The organism is Methylorubrum rhodesianum (assembly GCF_014199985.1).
Lineage (GTDB): Bacteria > Pseudomonadota > Alphaproteobacteria > Rhizobiales > Beijerinckiaceae > Methylobacterium > Methylobacterium rhodesianum.
This window is the reverse complement of sequence record NZ_JACHOS010000012.1, coordinates 70,881-86,655: the sequence shown is the minus strand read 5'-3', so window position 1 is coordinate 86,655 and position 15,775 is coordinate 70,881. Positions and strand designations below refer to the sequence as shown.

The 15,775-nt window shown below is 68.4% G+C and carries 14 protein-coding genes and 1 pseudogene; 13 read left to right on the top strand and 2 right to left on the bottom strand.

Annotated elements, in window-relative coordinates; genetic code table 11:
• Positions 1–43 precede the first annotated feature (43 nt).
• The 13 genes and pseudogenes from HNR01_RS18005 (at position 44) to HNR01_RS17945 (ending at position 11,349) form a co-directional block, all read left to right on the top strand.
• Positions 44–925 carry an AAA family ATPase gene (locus HNR01_RS18005; protein WP_003596854.1) on the top strand — a complete coding sequence of 294 codons (882 nt, stop codon included), beginning with the start codon at positions 44–46 and terminating at the stop codon, positions 923–925.
• A gap of 111 nt (positions 926–1,036) precedes the next feature.
• The gene (locus HNR01_RS18000; protein WP_017484342.1) at positions 1,037–2,050 is read left to right on the top strand and encodes an ATP-dependent nuclease; all 1,014 of its coding nucleotides are present in this window, start codon (positions 1,037–1,039) and stop codon (positions 2,048–2,050) included.
• An 84-nt stretch (positions 2,051–2,134) separates the two neighbouring features.
• A pseudogene (locus HNR01_RS28270) lies at positions 2,135–2,221 on the top strand (hypothetical protein); the annotation flags it as partial.
• Positions 2,222–2,503 carry a hypothetical protein gene (locus HNR01_RS17990; RefSeq protein WP_231343942.1) on the top strand — a complete coding sequence of 94 codons (282 nt, stop codon included), beginning with the start codon at positions 2,222–2,224 and terminating at the stop codon, positions 2,501–2,503. It abuts the pseudogene before it with no gap.
• A gap of 302 nt (positions 2,504–2,805) precedes the next feature.
• Positions 2,806–3,027, top strand: a complete 222-nt coding sequence (locus HNR01_RS17985) for a hypothetical protein (RefSeq protein WP_003596862.1) — start codon at positions 2,806–2,808, stop codon at positions 3,025–3,027.
• Positions 3,028–3,477: 450 nt separating this feature from the next.
• Positions 3,478–4,836: a Fic family protein gene (locus HNR01_RS17980; protein ID WP_312893372.1), complete on the top strand. Its 1,359-nt coding sequence runs from the start codon at positions 3,478–3,480 to the stop codon at positions 4,834–4,836.
• Between the two features lie 526 nt (positions 4,837–5,362).
• The gene (locus HNR01_RS17975) at positions 5,363–6,022 is read left to right on the top strand and encodes a response regulator transcription factor (protein WP_003596865.1); all 660 of its coding nucleotides are present in this window, start codon (positions 5,363–5,365) and stop codon (positions 6,020–6,022) included.
• Positions 6,019–7,314, top strand: a complete 1,296-nt coding sequence (locus tag HNR01_RS17970) for a sensor histidine kinase (RefSeq protein WP_012455878.1) — start codon at positions 6,019–6,021, stop codon at positions 7,312–7,314. Before HNR01_RS17975 ends, HNR01_RS17970 begins: the two co-directional genes overlap by 4 nt.
• 92 nt (positions 7,315–7,406) lie before the next feature.
• Entirely contained in the window at positions 7,407–8,183 is a 777-nt protein-coding gene (locus HNR01_RS17965; protein ID WP_003596870.1) for a COG4705 family protein, read from the top strand.
• 68 nt (positions 8,184–8,251) lie between these two features.
• A complete protein-coding gene (locus HNR01_RS17960; RefSeq protein ID WP_003596871.1) occupies positions 8,252–8,659 on the top strand; it encodes a hypothetical protein in 408 nt (135 codons plus the stop codon).
• Between the two features lie 71 nt (positions 8,660–8,730).
• Entirely contained in the window at positions 8,731–9,528 is a 798-nt protein-coding gene (locus HNR01_RS17955; protein ID WP_238229975.1) for a COG4705 family protein, read from the top strand.
• Positions 9,501–10,277, top strand: coding sequence for a COG4705 family protein (locus tag HNR01_RS17950; protein ID WP_003596877.1), 777 nt, complete (start codon positions 9,501–9,503; stop codon positions 10,275–10,277). Before HNR01_RS17955 ends, HNR01_RS17950 begins: the two co-directional genes overlap by 28 nt.
• A 298-nt stretch (positions 10,278–10,575) precedes the next feature.
• Positions 10,576–11,349 (top strand): phosphatase PAP2 family protein, encoded by a 774-nt coding sequence (locus HNR01_RS17945; protein ID WP_003596879.1) that lies wholly within the window; start codon positions 10,576–10,578, stop codon positions 11,347–11,349.
• Positions 11,350–11,365: 16 nt separating this feature from the next.
• On the opposite strand, the gene HNR01_RS17940 is transcribed toward HNR01_RS17945, so the two are convergent.
• Together HNR01_RS17940 and HNR01_RS17935 are read right to left on the bottom strand one after the other, a co-directional pair.
• Positions 11,366–14,032 (bottom strand): PAS domain S-box protein, encoded by a 2,667-nt coding sequence (locus HNR01_RS17940; RefSeq protein WP_003596880.1) that lies wholly within the window; start codon positions 14,030–14,032, stop codon positions 11,366–11,368.
• 129 nt (positions 14,033–14,161) lie between these two features.
• A complete protein-coding gene (locus HNR01_RS17935; protein ID WP_012455880.1) occupies positions 14,162–15,523 on the bottom strand; it encodes a sensor histidine kinase in 1,362 nt (453 codons plus the stop codon).
• Between the last annotated feature and the right edge of the window lie 252 nt (positions 15,524–15,775).

Sequence of the window (15,775 nt, the reverse complement as noted above, 5' to 3'; positions counted from 1 at the left end):
GCTTGGCCATCCGCGAAGCTGCGGACCGACTACGAGGGATGGAATGAGGCTCGACAGTTTCAGGGTCACCAATTTTCGCAGCGTCGAGGATTCGGAAGAGGTCACGCTCGGCGACATGGTCTGTCTTGTCGGCAAGAACGAGGCTGGCAAGACCGCCCTCCTTCAAGCCTTGGCCGGCCTGAATCCCCACCCGGCGACACCAACGGTATTCGATAGGGAACGGGACTACCCCAGGCGGCACCTGAACGAGTACGACGCACGGCATCCGAAGGAGGAGGGCGAGGCAATCGTCATCACGTCCAAATGGTCCCTATCGCCCGAGGATGTGGCGACGCTGGCCGAAGCGTTGGGCCCCGACTGTCTCCGGTCGCGTCAGATCACCCTCTCGCGCCGCTACGACGACGAAACCTTCCGCATCGACGTTCCGCTGAACTACCCGGCCATCGCCGAGTACCTGATGGCCAGCCACGGCCTCGGCGAAACCGTCAGGGAACCGCTTGCGGAAGCCACAACCACGGACATGCTCCGAAAGGCGTTGGAGGCGTTGGCGGAGCCGACGCCGGACCAAGTCGCGCTCCTGGAAACGATCAGGTCGTTCCCCGGCCAGAACGCGGTGGGTTTCGTTGGGAGCTACATCCGCTCCGTGACGCCCCAGTTCATGTACTTTTCGTATTACGACCGCATGGCCGGGCAAATCCGGGTCGACGACATCGTACGCAACGGGGACGCACCGTACCACCATCCCGGACATCCGCATGGAAACACGCATTTGGACGTCGGCGAGAGGGTTTTCCTCGACTTCCTCGAATTCGCCGGGACCTCGGTGGAGGAGATCAAGGCGTCGACGACCTACGAGTCGCTGAACGCCAAGTGTGAATCCGCATCGAACGCCATCACCGACCAATTGCAGGAATACTGGACGTAGAACGCGTTCCTGGAGCTTGAGGTCAGGGTCACGAAGGCGGAAGCGGGCGACCCCGCCCCGTTCAACGCCGGCGCGATCGCCCGCGCCCGTGTCAGGAACACCCTTCACAGGGTGACGGTGCCGTTCTCGGAGCGTAGCGCCGGGTTCATCTGGTTCTTCTCGTTCCTGGTGAAGTTCGCGCAGGTAAGCAAGCGTGGGGGCAACCAGATACTCCTGCTGGACGAGCCGGGGCTGACCCTCCACGGCAAGGCCCAGGCCGATCTGCTGCGGTACTTCGCCGACCGACTCCTGCCGAAGCACCAAGTGGTCTTCTCCACGCATTCGCCCTTCATGGTGCCGCCCGACGACCTGACGCTCTCCCGGATCATCGAGGACCAGGTCGAGCAGAAGCGTCCAGGCTTCTGGACGACGAAGGGTACCAAGGTCAGGGGCGACGTGCTCGCCACGGACCCGGACACCCTCTTCCCCCTCCAGGCCGCCTTGGGCTACGACGTCACCCAGGCGCTGTTCATCGGCAAGCACACCCTGCTGGTCGAGGGACCGGGCGACATCCTGTTCCTCAAGGCCCTGTCGGCTCAGCTGAAGCGACGGCGACGGACCGCGCTCGACCCCCGCTGGACGATCTGTCCGGCCGGTGGGCTCGACAAGATCCAGTCGTTCGTCTCCCTGTTCAAGGGCGCGAACCTACACCTGGCGGTGATGTCCGACAGAGCCCAGGGCGACAAGCGCAAGCTTGAGCAGCTCAAGGCCGCCGGTGCCATACCAGAGAGCCGCATCATGAATTATCCCGACGTGCTCGGCATCGCCGAGGGCGACGTCGAGGACATATTCGAGCCCGAGACCTATGTCGGCATTGTCAACGGCGCCTTCGAGCTCAAGGGGCGTTCCGCACTGACCCTAGCCAAGCTTGACAAGGATGCACCGGGCCCCGGCCGGCTGGTGAAGCGCATGGAGACGGTGTTCAGGATCCTCCCGGCATCCACGCCGGAATTCGACCACTTCAGCCCGGCTGATTGGCTCATCCGCAATCCCAGTTTCCTGGACGGAAACGGCCCTGGCGTCGTGACGACCCTCGACAACGGTGAGAAGGTCATCGAGGCCATCAACGCTGCTTTGCCACGGTAACCGGTCAACCCGACGCTTTTCACCGCGACAGGCGACCCGAGCGCCTCGCCCGCACGAAGGGCCGGCAACAGTCGTCAGTGGACGCTCTATTGCACCGTATATCCCTGCCATAACTGTGCCCGGCACCTCGTCACCGCCGGGGTGAAGCGGGTCTATTACGTCGAGCCTTACGTGAAGAGCCTCGCGGTCGAGCTTCACTCCGACACCATCGTTACGGAACTTCCGCAACGGCCCAAGGACGGAAAGGCGCCGACCCAGGCCCAGATGGTCATCGTTCCATTCACCGGCGTCGGCGAGCGAATGCATGAGGATTTCTTCATCAAGAAAGGTGATCTGAAGGACGAGCACGGCACGTTCGTGCCTCCCGGCGGGGGCCTGCCCGAACATGCCGTCCGGCTGCGTGACTTGGCCTCCGTCGAGAGGCGTGCCGCCTCCTTGGTCCCGGAAGCCTGACGATGGCCGAACGCAAGATCCTCAGCTTCCCGACCCGGGCGCTGGCGCCGCATGCCGTCCCGTCCATGCCGGACCTGCAATACACCCTCTTCCCCGGCCAGGACGACTGAGAGGGCGCCGTCGCCTTCGTCGACATCGAGGGGCTGACGGAGGAGCCTCTGCTGCGCCTGATTGCGACCAACGCCGCGCGGGCACTCGTCGATCTGAGGCCGCGACCCGTCTTCCAGCGTCCCCGCTTCCGGCACAAGAACGTCGTCTTCTACCTGCACGACCGGGACATCCGGTACGTCGAGTTCGCGCTGATGGCGCGCTGGCCATCCCGGGACAAGGCCGTTGCCGCGATGCATTCCTCCGAGGCATACGCCAAGATCGAGCCGGTCCTCGAACACGGGCTGGCCATCTGCCTCTACGACCAGTCCGCCGAGGACCTCGGCTGGCTCGATGAGATGCGGCGCCTGCTCAGGCATTCGAAGGGATATCGGGCCGAGGTGAACCCGCGCTCCTTGACCGGCATGCCGGTCTGAGGGGGTCTTCGACTTCCAACCGCTCGGAGACATGGTTGCCTTGTCCGGGAATCGAGTAGTAGACGGGTATATCAGCCTGCCTTAGGGCAATTGCGAGCTTATGTTGTTTTAAACGACACAAGAGGTTATTATGTCGATATAAGCGACGGGGCTTCCGCCGCCCGGGGGCGTTAAGTGGCTACGACGCACGGTGATCTGATCCTCACGCGAGGCGACCCGCAACGCGACCGGTCCCTTCAGCGGCAGGCCGCCGCCGGCAAGCTCCGGCGGGTCGGCGACGGCATCTATGCGGTGTGCAACGGTCGTCCCGTCGAAGAGATTGTCTGCGGCGGATGGGCTCCCATCCTCGCTCGATACGCGCCTGGTGCCGTGCTCAGGGGCCGGACTGCCCTGCAGAGGAATCCCTGGCGTGAGCGCGGGCCGGACGGGCGCGTCGTCTTCCCGGGCTGGGTGTTCGCGACCGATCCGCACGGGAAGGCCCGCAGGCGGTTGTCACTGCCCGGCTTGGAAATCAGAACCTTCCCCGGTCCAGGGCCGTTGGAGGGGGACATGTCCTTCCTCGGGGTCTACCTTCCGAGCGACGCGCGCGCCCTGCTGGAGAACCTGCAGGCATCACGCGCACGGAGTGGGCCTAGCCGCACCGTCGGAAGGGAAGGCGTCGAACGAGAGGTCGAGCGGTTGCTGAAGACCGCCCATGAGGACGGTCTCCGGGAGATCCGGCAGCGGGCCGAGTGCATCGCAGGCTCGCTTGGGGCGGAACAGGAACTGCAGGTCCTCCTCGATATCATCGGGACCATCCTCGGAACGCGCAAAGCCGGTTTGGTCGCAAGGGACGTGGCCGCGCGGCGCCGGCCGGACGACCCCTACGACCCCGAGTGCATGGAGCGCCTCAAGGTCTTGGCGATGACCCTCGGGCGCGTCGCGCCCGACTTGGCCGACCCGCACGTCGGTCCCGGCGAGCGGGACTGCACGTCATTCGTCGAGGCGTACTTCACCAACTACATCGAGGGCACGCGCTTCCTCGTCGACAAGGCGCGGCGCATCGTGTTCGAGCACGAACCGGCCGATGGGCGGCCGCAGGACGGTCGCGACGTGACGCAAACCTTTGCCCAGGTCGCGAGCATCGTGCCGGGCGAGGCGCGCGCATCGTCCGTCGATGAGTTCATGGCCGAGATCCGCGAGCGGAACGCGCGGTTGCTCGACGCGCGCCCCGACAAGAAGCCGGGCGAGTTCAAGGAGGATGCCAACAGCGCCGGCAACACCGTCTTCGTGTTGCCTGACCTCGTCAAGGGGACTCTGCGCGAGGGTTTCGCCATGCTGCGCGACCTGCAGGCCCCGTTCGCCCGCGGCGTGTTCGCCCACACCCTCATCGTCCTCGTCCATCCCTTCAACGACGGCAACGGTCGGACCGCCCGCATCATGATGACGAAGGAATTGGTCGGCGGGGGGAAGTCGCGAATCGTGGTGCCGACCATCTACCGGTCGGACTACATCGGGGGGTTGCGGGCGCTTACCGCACCCGGCGCCGCTCAAGCCGCGCCCCTCGTGCGCGCGATGCTGCGGTGCCAGTCCGTCACGGCCCGCATCGCTTCGCCGGACCTCGACGAAACGTTGCGCCTTTGGGCCTCGACACACGCTTTTCTGGAAGACGAGAAGAACGCGAGGTTCACCGACCCGAACGTCAACGTGGACATCGTATGGCGGCGAGGCATCCCGGCCCCCGCCTCCTACTGGCAGGAACTCGACTTGACGGCCCAACTCCAGGACGATGTCACCGGCCTGATACCCCTTGAACATCAAGTCGTATAGAACGACGATGACGCACTTCCAACGACCAAAAACTACAAAGGCCGCGTGATGACGTTCATGATGGTAGGTCGTTGCGTCACTCGCCTGCAAGGCCAACTAGGGGCGAGGTGCCGGAACGGGCAGTATGTGGTTTTGGGTCCGGCCACCACCGGCGATTCGGCAACGCGCCATCCGCATTCATCCCGAGCCATTTGGTGTATCGCAAGCCCGACGGTGATCCGTGCTGTCCGCTCGGCGCCGTCATGACGGCTCGCCATATGCCCAGTGGCGGCAGGTCGGACGCAGACGTCGGCACGTGGCCGGAAATCTCCCGAAACCCGACACCGCCTCCGAGGCGCCGATCCAGGGCTGCTTTCCTCAAGTCCAAAGGAATGCTTACGCCTTTAGGGTAAGCGACTTCTCACGTCGCTGTTGTCTCGGCTGCAGGCTAGGACCGGTCCGTGGCGCGGCTCAGTTCCGGCTCCGGCTTGCGAGCGGTCACGGCCAGCACCGCGCCATGAATGCTCCGACCCGAACAAGGCGACCCATGCGCGTGCTGCTGATCGAGGACGACCGCATGATCGGCGAAGGGTTGTCGCACGGCCTTGCCGCCGAAGGCTACTCCGTCGATTGGGTACGCGACGGCCCCATGGCCGAAACGGCGCTGCGGGTCGGCGGCCACGCATTGGTCCTGCTGGACCTCGGCCTGCCGGGCGCCGACGGCCTGCAGGTTCTCAGGTCCGCGCGGACGGCGGGCAACGACATGTCGGTGCTCATCATCACGGCGCGGGACGGACTCGACAGCCGCGTCGCCGGCCTCGACCTCGGGGCCGACGACTACCTGGTCAAGCCGTTCGAGATGCGCGAGCTGCTCGCCCGGATGCGGGCGATCCTGCGGCGCCGGGCCGGGCGGGCGACCGCGCGGCTCGTGGCCGCCGAGACCGAACTCGACACGGAGAGCCATGTGCTATCCCACGCCGGAACCGTCGCGGTCCTGTCGGCGCGCGAATACGCCCTCATGCACGCGCTCATGGAGCGACCGGGGCGCATCCTCTCTCGGGCGCAGATCGAGGAACGCATCTACGGGTGGGGCGAGGAGGTCGAGAGCAACGCGGTGGACGCCCTGATCCTCACGGTCCGCCGCAAGGTCGGCAAGGGCGTGATCCTCAACGTCCGCGGCGCAGGCTGGATGGTGCCCAAGCCATGAGGGCCGCCTCCTTGCGCCGCACGACGCTCGGCTGGATGACCGCCCTGCTCGCCGGAATCGGCTTGGCCGCGATGGTCGCGGCCTATGCCCTCGCGCGGATCGAGGCGGCCGATTTCCTCGACGGGCAGTTGCGGCAGGTCGCCCTCAACGCCGGTCCCGGGCTCCCGGACGCGGACGCGCCGCCCGCCGCCGACCAGGACCCGGAGGACCAACTCGCCGTCACCATCTGGAAGGACGGGCAGGTCCTGCGCGACGACCGCGGCGTCGACGTCCGCCACCCCGGCCGCACGGGATACGCGAACGTCGTCATGGGCGGCGAGCTCTGGCGCACCTACACGACCGCCAACGGCACCACGACGGTCCGGGTCGCCCAGCGCGACGTCGTGAGGGCGGAGTTCGCACGCAATGCGGCGCTCGGCGCCGTGGCCCCGCTGCTGCTCCTCGTCCCGCTGTCGTGGATCGTCGTCGGCTGGGCGATGAACCGGGCGCTCGGGCGGCTCGACGGCTTGGTGCATGACCTCGCCGGGCGCGGCGCCGCCGCCCAAGGCCCCTTGCCGACGCGCGGCGTGCCGACGGAGGTGGCGCCCCTCGTCGAGGCCATGAACGGGCTCATCCTTCGCCTGCAGGCCGCTCTGGCCGCCCAGAAGCGGTTCGTGGCCGACGCGGCGCACGAACTGCGTACGCCGCTTGCCGCGATGCAGATCCAACTCGACTCCCTCGGCGGGCCTGCCGGTGGCGGGGGCGACGCGCGGCGTATGGCGCTGGCGGACGGCCTCCGGAGGGCGAACCGGCTGGTGGATCAACTGCTCCGTCTCGCCCGGCTCGACGACGGTGCCGAGGCCCGTCCTGCATCCGTCGACCTCGGCCAGCTCCTGCTCGACTGCGTCGCCGACCACGTCGTGCTCGCCGAGCGCAAGGACATCAACCTGGGCGTGCATATCGAGACACCCGCGACGCTTCACGCGTCGGAGGACGAGGTCCGCGTCCTGTTCGCCAACCTGGTCGACAACGCCCTGCGCTACACGCCGTCGGGAGGCCAGGTCGACGTCCGTCTGCTGAACCGGAACGGTGCGTGCGTCGTCACGGTTCGGGACACCGGCTGCGGGCTGCCGCCGGGAAGCGAGGGCCGCCTGTTCGACCGCTTCTTCCGGGCCGCGCCACCGGAAGTCGAAGGCACAGGGCTCGGGCTCGCCATCGCCCGCCGCATCGCGGAGCGCAACGACCTCGGCCTGACGGTCGAAAACCGACGTGACGGGCAGGGGACCCTCGCAACCGTCAGACTGCCGGCCTGAGGCCGAGCCTGCGGCTCCTCCGGACGAAGCTCATTCTGCCCTCATTCTGGCTCGCTATCACCGTGCCCGACCATGACGGACGGGAGACGGGGATGAGCGAGATCCAGCGCCAGGTCTTGAACAAGGTACCGGAGGTCACCGCGGCCTTCTGGGTCATCAAGATCCTGTCCACGACCGTCGGCGAGACCGGCGCGGACTACCTCGCGGTGAACGTCGGCCTGGGTGCCGCCGTCACCGCCACCCTCACGGCCGGCCTCCTCGCGGCCGTCCTCGCCCTGCAGGTGCGCGAGCGGCGCTACGTGCCCTGGACCTATTGGTCGACCGTCGTCCTCGTCAGCGTGGTCGGCACGCAGGTCACCGACATCCTGACCGACAAGCTCGGCGTGAGCCTCTTCGTCAGCACCGGCGTGTTCGCGGCCGCCCTCGCCGCCGTGTTCGCCCTCTGGTACGCGACCGAGCGGACGCTCTCGATCCACGCCATCGTGACCCGGCGCCGCGAGGCGTTCTACTGGCTCGCCATCCTCCTGACCTTCGCGCTCGGCACGGCCGCGGGCGACCTGGCTACCGAGGCGCTGGGGCTCGGCTTCAATCTCGGCGTCGTCATCTTCGGCACGATCCTGGCCGCCCTCGCCCTCGCCTGGCGCCTCGGCGCGAACCCGGTGACGACCTTCTGGCTCGCCTACATCGTCACGCGCCCCCTCGGCGCATCGCTGGGCGATCTGCTGTCGCAGGCACGGGAATACGGCGGCCTCGGCTTCGGCACGGCCTCCACCAGCCTCGCCTTCTTCTCCGTCATCGTCGCCCTGGTGACGTCCCTGAGCCTCGTCTCCGGACGCCCTGGCGAGCCGGCCGGACAGCGGCGGGCCTGACCGTCCGCCGCCTCCCGCATCCCCATCCTCCAGTCCTTCCAACGCCGCACGACACGGAGCGAACGACCATGCGAAACATCCTCCTCGCCGCCATCGCCGCGACGGTCATCGGTGCCACGGCCGCCCCCCTGGGCCTGCTGGCGATGCAGGACGCCGCCGTCGGAGCGACGCCCAAGGCGATGGCGGCCTCGAAGCTTGGCGACCTCTCCAAGTTCCGGACCATCGTCGTCGACGTGAAGGCGATGACCGACCGGGGCGACCTCGCCGCCGCCAAGACGCGCATCAAGGACCTGGAATTGTCCTGGGACGCGTCCGAGGCCGGCCTGAAGCCGCGAGCCGCCGCCGACTGGCACGTCGTGGACAAGGCCATCGACCGCGCCCTCGACGCGCTGCGGGCGTCGAACCCCGATCCGGCCGCCTGCCGTCGCGCGGTCGACGACCTGCTCGCCATCATCGACCAGACCCACACCGCGTGAGCCAGCCCTCGCTTTCCCACGGCAGCCCGATGCAACCGACCGAGCGACCCGGACACGTCGAACCCGCCAAGGTGCCTGAAGCCACCGCCGGGTTCTGGGCCATCAAGATCGTGGCCACGACCCTGGGCGAGGTCGGCGGGAACGCCGTCACGTTGACGCTCGGCCTCGGCTATCTCGCCGGCACGGCGATCTTCGGGGCCGCCCTGGCGGTGCTGCTGGCCGCACAGGTCCGGGCGGACCGCTTCCATCCGATCCTGTACTGGGCCGTGGTCACCGCGACGACGCTCGCAGGCACGACCCTCGCCGACTTCTGCGACAGGTCCCTCGGCATCGGCTACGCGGGCGGGTCCCTGGTGCTGCTCGGATCGGTCGTCGCGACCCTGATCCTGTGGAAGCGCACGCTCGGCACGGTCGCCGTGGAGACGGTGCGGTCCCCGCGGGCCGAAGGTTTCTACTGGGCCACGGTCATGTTCTCCCAGACGCTCGGCACCGCGTTGGGCGACTGGATGGCTGACAGCAGCGGGCTCGGGTACAACGGGAGCGCGCTCCTCATCCTCGTCGCGCTGGCCGTGGTCACGGCCCTCCATCTGCGAACGCGTGTTTCCAGGCCCATGCTGTTCTGGACGGCGTTCGTCCTGACGCGGCCGCTCGGCGCCACCCTCGCCAACTCGCTCGACAAGCCGGTCGCTTCCGGCGGCCTGGGCATCGACGACATCACGATCTCCGGCGTGCTCGCGCTCGTCATGGCCGGGGCTCGTCCTCCTCATCCCGCAGCGTGCCGGTCGCCGGGCGGCCTGCGCCGACGCGCCGTGAGGTTTTTCTCGAAGAAGGAGCAGGTCCGATGGACGACCGTTACGAACGCGCCCTGAGCAAGGTACCCGAGGTCACGCTGGGCTTCTGGATCATCAAGATCCTGGCCACGACGCTCGGGGAGACCGGCGGCGACACCGTCACCATGACCCTCAACTGGGGCTACCTCGCCGGCACCGCCCTGTTCGCCGTGCTGCTGGTCGCGCTCGTGGTCGCCCAGATCATATCGAAGCGGTTCCACCCGGTCCTGTACTGGTCCACGATCGTCGCCTCGACCACCTTCGGTACGACGATGGCGGACTTCGCCGACCGCTCGCTCGGCATCGGATACACCGGCGGGTCGACCCTGCTACTCGCCTGCCTCGCGGCCGTGCTCGGGCTTTGGTACGCGACCGAGGGCACCGTGTCGGTGGACACGGTTTCGACCCCGCGGGTCGAGGCGTTCTATTGGGGGGCGATCACCTTCTCGCAGACGTTGGGCACCGCGCTCGGCGACTGGCTCGCGGACACCGGCGGCCTCGGCTACGAGGGTGGCGCCCTCGTCTTCGCGGCGGCGCTCGCGGTCGTCATCGCCCTGTACTACCGGACCTCCGTTTCACGGGTCACGCTCTTCTGGGCGGCGTTCATCCTGACCCGCCCGCTCGGGGCCACGGTGGGCGATTTCCTCGACAAGCCGGTCGCCAACGGCGGGCTGAACCTGAGCCGGCCGCTCGCTTCCGCCGTGATCGCGGCCTTCATCGTGGCGCTCATCGTCCTGCTACCGCAGCGGGCCGGCCGTCATCCGGGCGCGGACGCGACGGCGTCATGAACCTGCGGTCGACACCGCATGGCGACGCGCCGGGGCCCCGCCCTTGTCCGGCGCCGCGGCGACTTCGTCCACGGGGCCGTGCGCGCGACCTGCCCCCGATCCGTGGAGTTCGCACGGATGCCGGCGGCCCGGGGACGGCGGCCGCGCGCATCCCGAGGCCGGGCCAGAAGCAGTCGCCGTGGGTCAGGGCCGCGGTCCATCGACGATCCTTGCATCCCCGGTCTGGCCGCCTCGCCCCACGGGCGACGCGCGTCAGACCTGGGGCGGCGTACCGAGGTCCGGCCGGGAGGCGAGGCGGATGAACGAATTGGGTGCCTGGGCAGCAGCCGTGACGCGCCTCGGGAAACGGGAGCTCGGCCTCGTGGCGACGCTGTTCTGCGTCGCCGCACTCCTCCTCGCGTTCGGCCTCCTCGCCGGCGAGGTGATGGAGGGTGATACCATGGCGTTCGACACCCGGGTCGCGCGCTTCTTCCGTCCACTCGGCGCCGCCGGCCCAATCGGGCCGGCCTGGGTGCATGAGATGGCGCGCGACGTGACCTCCCTTGGGAGCATGGTCGTCCTGTGCTTCCTGCTGGCTGCGACCGTGGGGTACCTGCTCCTGGTCCGCAGGCGTGGGACTGCCCTCCTGGTGGTGGGCTCGATGCTGGGCGGCACGGTCATCAGCTTCGGCCTGAAGCTGCTCTTCAACCGCCCTCGTCCCGACATTCCCGGCGGCATCCAAGTGTTCACAGCCAGCTTTCCCAGCAGCCACGCCATGCTCTCTGCGGTGACCTTCCTGACGCTGGGGGCGATCATGACGAGGGTCGCAGCGGGCGCACGGCTGAAGGCGTACTTCATGGGGCTCGCCGTCTTCCTCACCGTCGTCGTGGGGCTGAGCCGCGTCTACATCGGCGTCCACTACGCGACCGACGTGTTGGCGGGCTGGTGCGTCGGGTCGGCCTGGGCGGTGCTGTGCTGGATCGTGGCGCTGCGCCTCCAGCGGCGCGGCCAGGTCGAAGCGTCGGGGGCGGCCGGTGAGCCCGACCGTACGGCTCATGCGGATTCGAAGCTGTCCGTTCGGACCTTGCGTTAGCGTCGCCTTACGGCGCTCAAATGGCTCGGCCGTGCTGCCGGATCACCCGGTTCAGGGTGCGCCCGAGTTGGTCGGCGGCGTAGGGCTTGTGCAGCAGCTCGAAGCCGTCACCACCTCCCTGGGCCAGCGCATCGCTGTAGCCGGACGCCAGGACGACCGGCAGGCCGGGGAGCCGCCCGCGCAACAGCTTGGCCATGGCGAGGCCGCCCATGCCGGGCATGACCACGTCCGAGAACACGACGTGGAAGCCGGCGCCATCCGGGCCGAGCCGGTCGAGGGCCTCCTCGGCGTTCGCCGCCCAGTCCGTCGCGAAGCCCAAGTCCTGGAGGATCTGCGTGGCGAATCGCCCGACCTCGACGTTGTCCTCCACGACCAGCACGCGCCGCCCGGCTCCGGACGAGGTGGCCTCGTCTCCCGTTTCATGTCTGCCCGGCTCCGGGGCGGCCTCGATCTCGGGCAGGTACAGCGTGAACGTGGTCCCACGCCCCGGAGCGCTCTCCACGTTCACGTCGCCGCCCGATTGCTTGGCGAAGCCGAACACCTGGCTCAGGCCCAACCCCGTTCCCTTGCCGACTTCCTTCGTGGTGTAGAACGGCTCGAAGATGCGTCCGAGGAGCTCCGGGGCGATGCCCGTGCCCGTGTCCGACAGCGAGACCGCCGCGAACGGCGCCGGGCTGCCGCCGTGACCGCGGATCGAAGGCATCCCCTGCGAGCAGGACAGCCGCAGCGTCAGCGTGCCCTCGCCGTCCATAGCGTCGCGGGCATTCACCGCCATGTTGATGACGGCCGTCTCGAACTGGCTCACGTCGGCCAGGACGTGACAGGGACGCTCGGGCAACTCGGTCAGCACGCGGATGCGCGAACCGGTCACCGTGTCGAGCATGTCGGCCACGCTTTTCAGACGGGCGCCGGCCTCGAACACCTCGGGCTTGAGCGCCTGCCTTCGGGCGAAGGCCAGGAGTTGCCCGGTCAGCTTGGTGGCGCGCTCCACCGTGTCCGAGACCGCGTCCATGTAGCGCCTTCGCCTGTCGTCCGGCAGGTCGGGTCGCCGCAGGAAGTCGACAGAGGACCGGATGATGGTCAGGAGGTTGTTGAAGTCGTGGGCCACGCCCCCGGTCAGCTGGCCGACCGCCTCCAGCTTCTGCGACTGCCGGAGCGCCGCCTCCGCCTCGCCCAGGCGGGCGGTGCGCTCCTCGACCCGCTGCTCAAGCGTCGCGTTCAGGGCCGCGAGCTGCCCCGCCGCCTCGCGCAGGGCGGCGTCGGCGCGCACGCGCTCGATATGCGCCCAGCAGCGCTCCGTCACCTCGCGGAGAACCGCAAGGTCGTCGCCCGACCAAGCCCGCGCCACCCGGTCGTGGATGGCCATCATGGCCGTCAGGCGCCCGTCCTTGACCAGGGGCATGCAGGCTACCGCCGCGACACCAACGGCCTGGAAGGAGGCAGCGTCCGCAGCCGGCAGTTCAGACCGGACGTCGCCGACGACGAGCAACTCGCCCGAACGAAGGCAGGTCGCGGCCAGCGTGCCGAAATCGGTGAGGCGGTAGCGCCCGACGATGCTCGGCGAGCCCTCCGCCGACCAATCCCCGCGGATGGTCAGGCCTTCCCCGTCCGGGTCCATGTCGGCGTAGGCGCAGTTCGAGAGACGCAGATGGCCCGCCACCATGCGCGTCGTCACCGACAGGATGCCCTCGGCATCTGTGTTCCCGGCGGTCTCCGTGCCGAGTGCGTCGAGGAAGCGCAGCCTTGCCTCGTTGGCTTGCCGGACCTCCTCGGCTCGCCGCCGCGCCGTGATGTCGATGGCCGTGCCGAGCGCCCGGACGCACGCTCCTCTCGCGTCGAACAGGCCCTTGCCCTTGGCCGCGACCCAGCGGACGACGCCATCCTCCTTTCCGACCGTGCGGTACTCGACGTCGTAGGTCGCGCGCCGCGCCGGGTCGAGCGCCGAGGCGAAGGCCGCGCTCGTCACCTCCAGGTCGTCCGGATGCAGCCCGGCATAGAAGTCGGCCATGCTGCAGGGCACGCCCGGCGAGATGCCGAACATCGCCTTGGTACGATCCGACCAGGTCAGCACGTCGGTGGTCAGGTCGAGGTCCCAGGTCCCCACCTCGGCGGCCTCGGTCGCGAGCCGCAGGGATTCCTCGCTGAAGGCCAGCCGCTCCAGGTTGGCCCGCCGCTCGGCCGTCAACGCCGCGTTCTCGTCCTCCAGCACGACGAGGCGCTCACGCTCGACCGTCACGTCCAACTGGCTGGCGAAGAAGTATGCGAGATCGCCGCCCGCGTCGTTGACCGGCGCCAGCAGCAGCCGGTTCCAGAACGGTGTTCCGTCCTTCTTGTGGTTGCGGATGTCGATCTCGATGGACCGGGGCGCGACGATGGCCTCGCGGATCAGGCGGACTGTCTCCGGGTCGGTCTCAGGGCCCTGCAGGAAGCGGCAATTGCGCCCGAGGATCTCCTCCCGCGCATAACCGGTCAGGCGGCAGAAGGCATCGTTGACGAAGACGATGGGATTGTCCGGCCGGCGCGGATTGGTGATGACCATCGGCATGCGCGTTGCCCGCACGGCAGCGGGGAACGGGTCGGTCCCGCCATCAATTCCGGCGAGTTCGGCCTCGATCCTGGCTTGGTCGCGTCGGAGCCGCTCAGGCGTCGCGCGGTATGGGGGTGGCTTGACCGTGTCGTCCATCAGGCTTCGGTTCTAGCAGCCGTTGCCACAATTCGCAGCGGGGTCGGGCGCGGCGGTCGCCGGACCCGCCAAGTCGCCCGGTGAAATTTTCACAACCGAGCGACCCCGAAGGCGAGGCGCCCGACCGGACTACGCCAGGACGGAGGCCGGCAGCCTTACCGTCACGGTCGTCCCGCCCGCGCCGCTTGCCATCGCGAGCGTTCCGTTGAGCTGGCGGACGAACGCCTCGACGAACCGGGATCCAAGGCCGGAACCCGGGCCGCTGGTCGCGTCCAGCCCGATGCCGTCGTCGGCGACCGTGAGCACCGCCTCACCGTCCCGGCGCCTGAACCCGAGGAGGATGCGGCCCCCTCCGGACGGAAACGCGTACTTCACCGCGTTGGTGGCGAGTTCGTTGACGATCAACCCGACCGTGACCGCCTGGTCGGCGACGATGGACAGCGGCTCCGCCTCGACGTCGACGGCGATGCGGGCCTCGGCGCCGAGCAGGCTGGAACGCAGGCTTCCGGCGATGCCCTCCAGATATGGCCCCATCGCCACCGGGCCGAGCGTCGAGGAGCGGGAGATCACGTCGTAGAGCTCGGCCACGGCGCCGATGCGGCCCTGCATCGCGCGGTAGCCCTCGACGCAGGGTTCGGCCGCCCGGCGGATTTCGTACGAGACGAACGAGGTGATGATCTGCAGGCTGTTCTTGATGCGATGGGCGAGCTCGGCGGCGAGAAGGTCGCGGTGCCTCTCCAGCATTCGCGCCTCGGTCACGTCCTCGAAGACCAGGAGCAGCCGAGTGATATGGTTGCCGGGACGGTGGACCTTGCGGGCGTTGAGCTTGAAGATGCGCCGACCGAGTCCCGGGAACTCGTCCTCGACCTCGAAGCCGTCGATGGCCATGTCGTCGGGCACGATCCGCCCGAGCAGATCCTGGAGCCGCCCGACCCGCCACTGGCCTTGCGACAGGTCGTAGAGCGACGTGCCGACCACAGTCCCAACGTCGAGGCCGAACATGCGCAGGAAGGAGCGGCTGGCACTGACCACTGTCATGTCGGCTTCGAGGACCACCAGCGGGTCTCGAACCGTGTCGACGATGCCCTGGGCGAGAAGTCGCTGTCGCTCGGCCTCGGCCCGGGCCTCGTGCTCGCCCGTGACGTCGTCGATGGCGAGGAGCAGGTATGGAACGTGGCCGTCCTCCCTGAACACCTTGCGGGCGTTGAGGCGCATGCACTTCACGCCGATGCCGGGAAAGTCGTGCCCGACCTCGTAGCCCTCGACGGTCCCGTCGCGCGGCACGATCTCGCCGAGCAGCGTGCGCAGTTCGGGGATCCCCCACTGGCCGTTGCCGAGCTCGAACAGCGGCCGTCCGACCGTCGCCTCGGGCTCGACCTTGAAGGTGTTGTAGAAGGCGCGGTTCGCCGACTTGACCCTAAGGTCCATGTCGAGAACCAGCAGGCTGGTCCGGACGGTGTCGACGATGTCTTGCGAGCTTACCGTGTCCATGCGTCCACCGTCGGGTTCGAAGCTACCCGTCCGCACGGTCCACGAACCCTAGCCGACCGGTGGGACGCGAGTCCGCGTAGTGGATGCGGGCGGGTTCACACGGCCGTCTCATTTCCCAGCCGTCCGCCACCGGAGCCGGGGGGGGGGGGGGGGGGGGGGGAAGGGGCAGAAAATAAACGGGAACCCAAAAACGGCGCCCCGGATAGCGCCCCTGCACCAGGACCCAAAACAAAGTCGCCAAGGACCCCCCCC

Coding starts and splice junctions, on each gene's coding strand:
- HNR01_RS17935 (WP_012455880.1), bottom strand. CDS start 15,523: ATGGACACGGTAAGCTCGCAAGACATCGTCGACACCGTCCGGACCAGC.
- HNR01_RS18005 (WP_003596854.1), top strand. CDS start 44: ATGAGGCTCGACAGTTTCAGGGTCACCAATTTTCGCAGCGTCGAGGAT.
- HNR01_RS17945 (WP_003596879.1), top strand. CDS start 10,576: ATGAACGAATTGGGTGCCTGGGCAGCAGCCGTGACGCGCCTCGGGAAA.
- HNR01_RS17940 (WP_003596880.1), bottom strand. CDS start 14,032: ATGGACGACACGGTCAAGCCACCCCCATACCGCGCGACGCCTGAGCGG.
- HNR01_RS17970 (WP_012455878.1), top strand. CDS start 6,019: ATGAGGGCCGCCTCCTTGCGCCGCACGACGCTCGGCTGGATGACCGCC.
- HNR01_RS17950 (WP_003596877.1), top strand. CDS start 9,501: ATGGACGACCGTTACGAACGCGCCCTGAGCAAGGTACCCGAGGTCACG.
- HNR01_RS17985 (WP_003596862.1), top strand. CDS start 2,806: ATGGCGCGCTGGCCATCCCGGGACAAGGCCGTTGCCGCGATGCATTCC.
- HNR01_RS17960 (WP_003596871.1), top strand. CDS start 8,252: ATGCGAAACATCCTCCTCGCCGCCATCGCCGCGACGGTCATCGGTGCC.
- HNR01_RS17965 (WP_003596870.1), top strand. CDS start 7,407: ATGAGCGAGATCCAGCGCCAGGTCTTGAACAAGGTACCGGAGGTCACC.
- HNR01_RS17975 (WP_003596865.1), top strand. CDS start 5,363: ATGCGCGTGCTGCTGATCGAGGACGACCGCATGATCGGCGAAGGGTTG.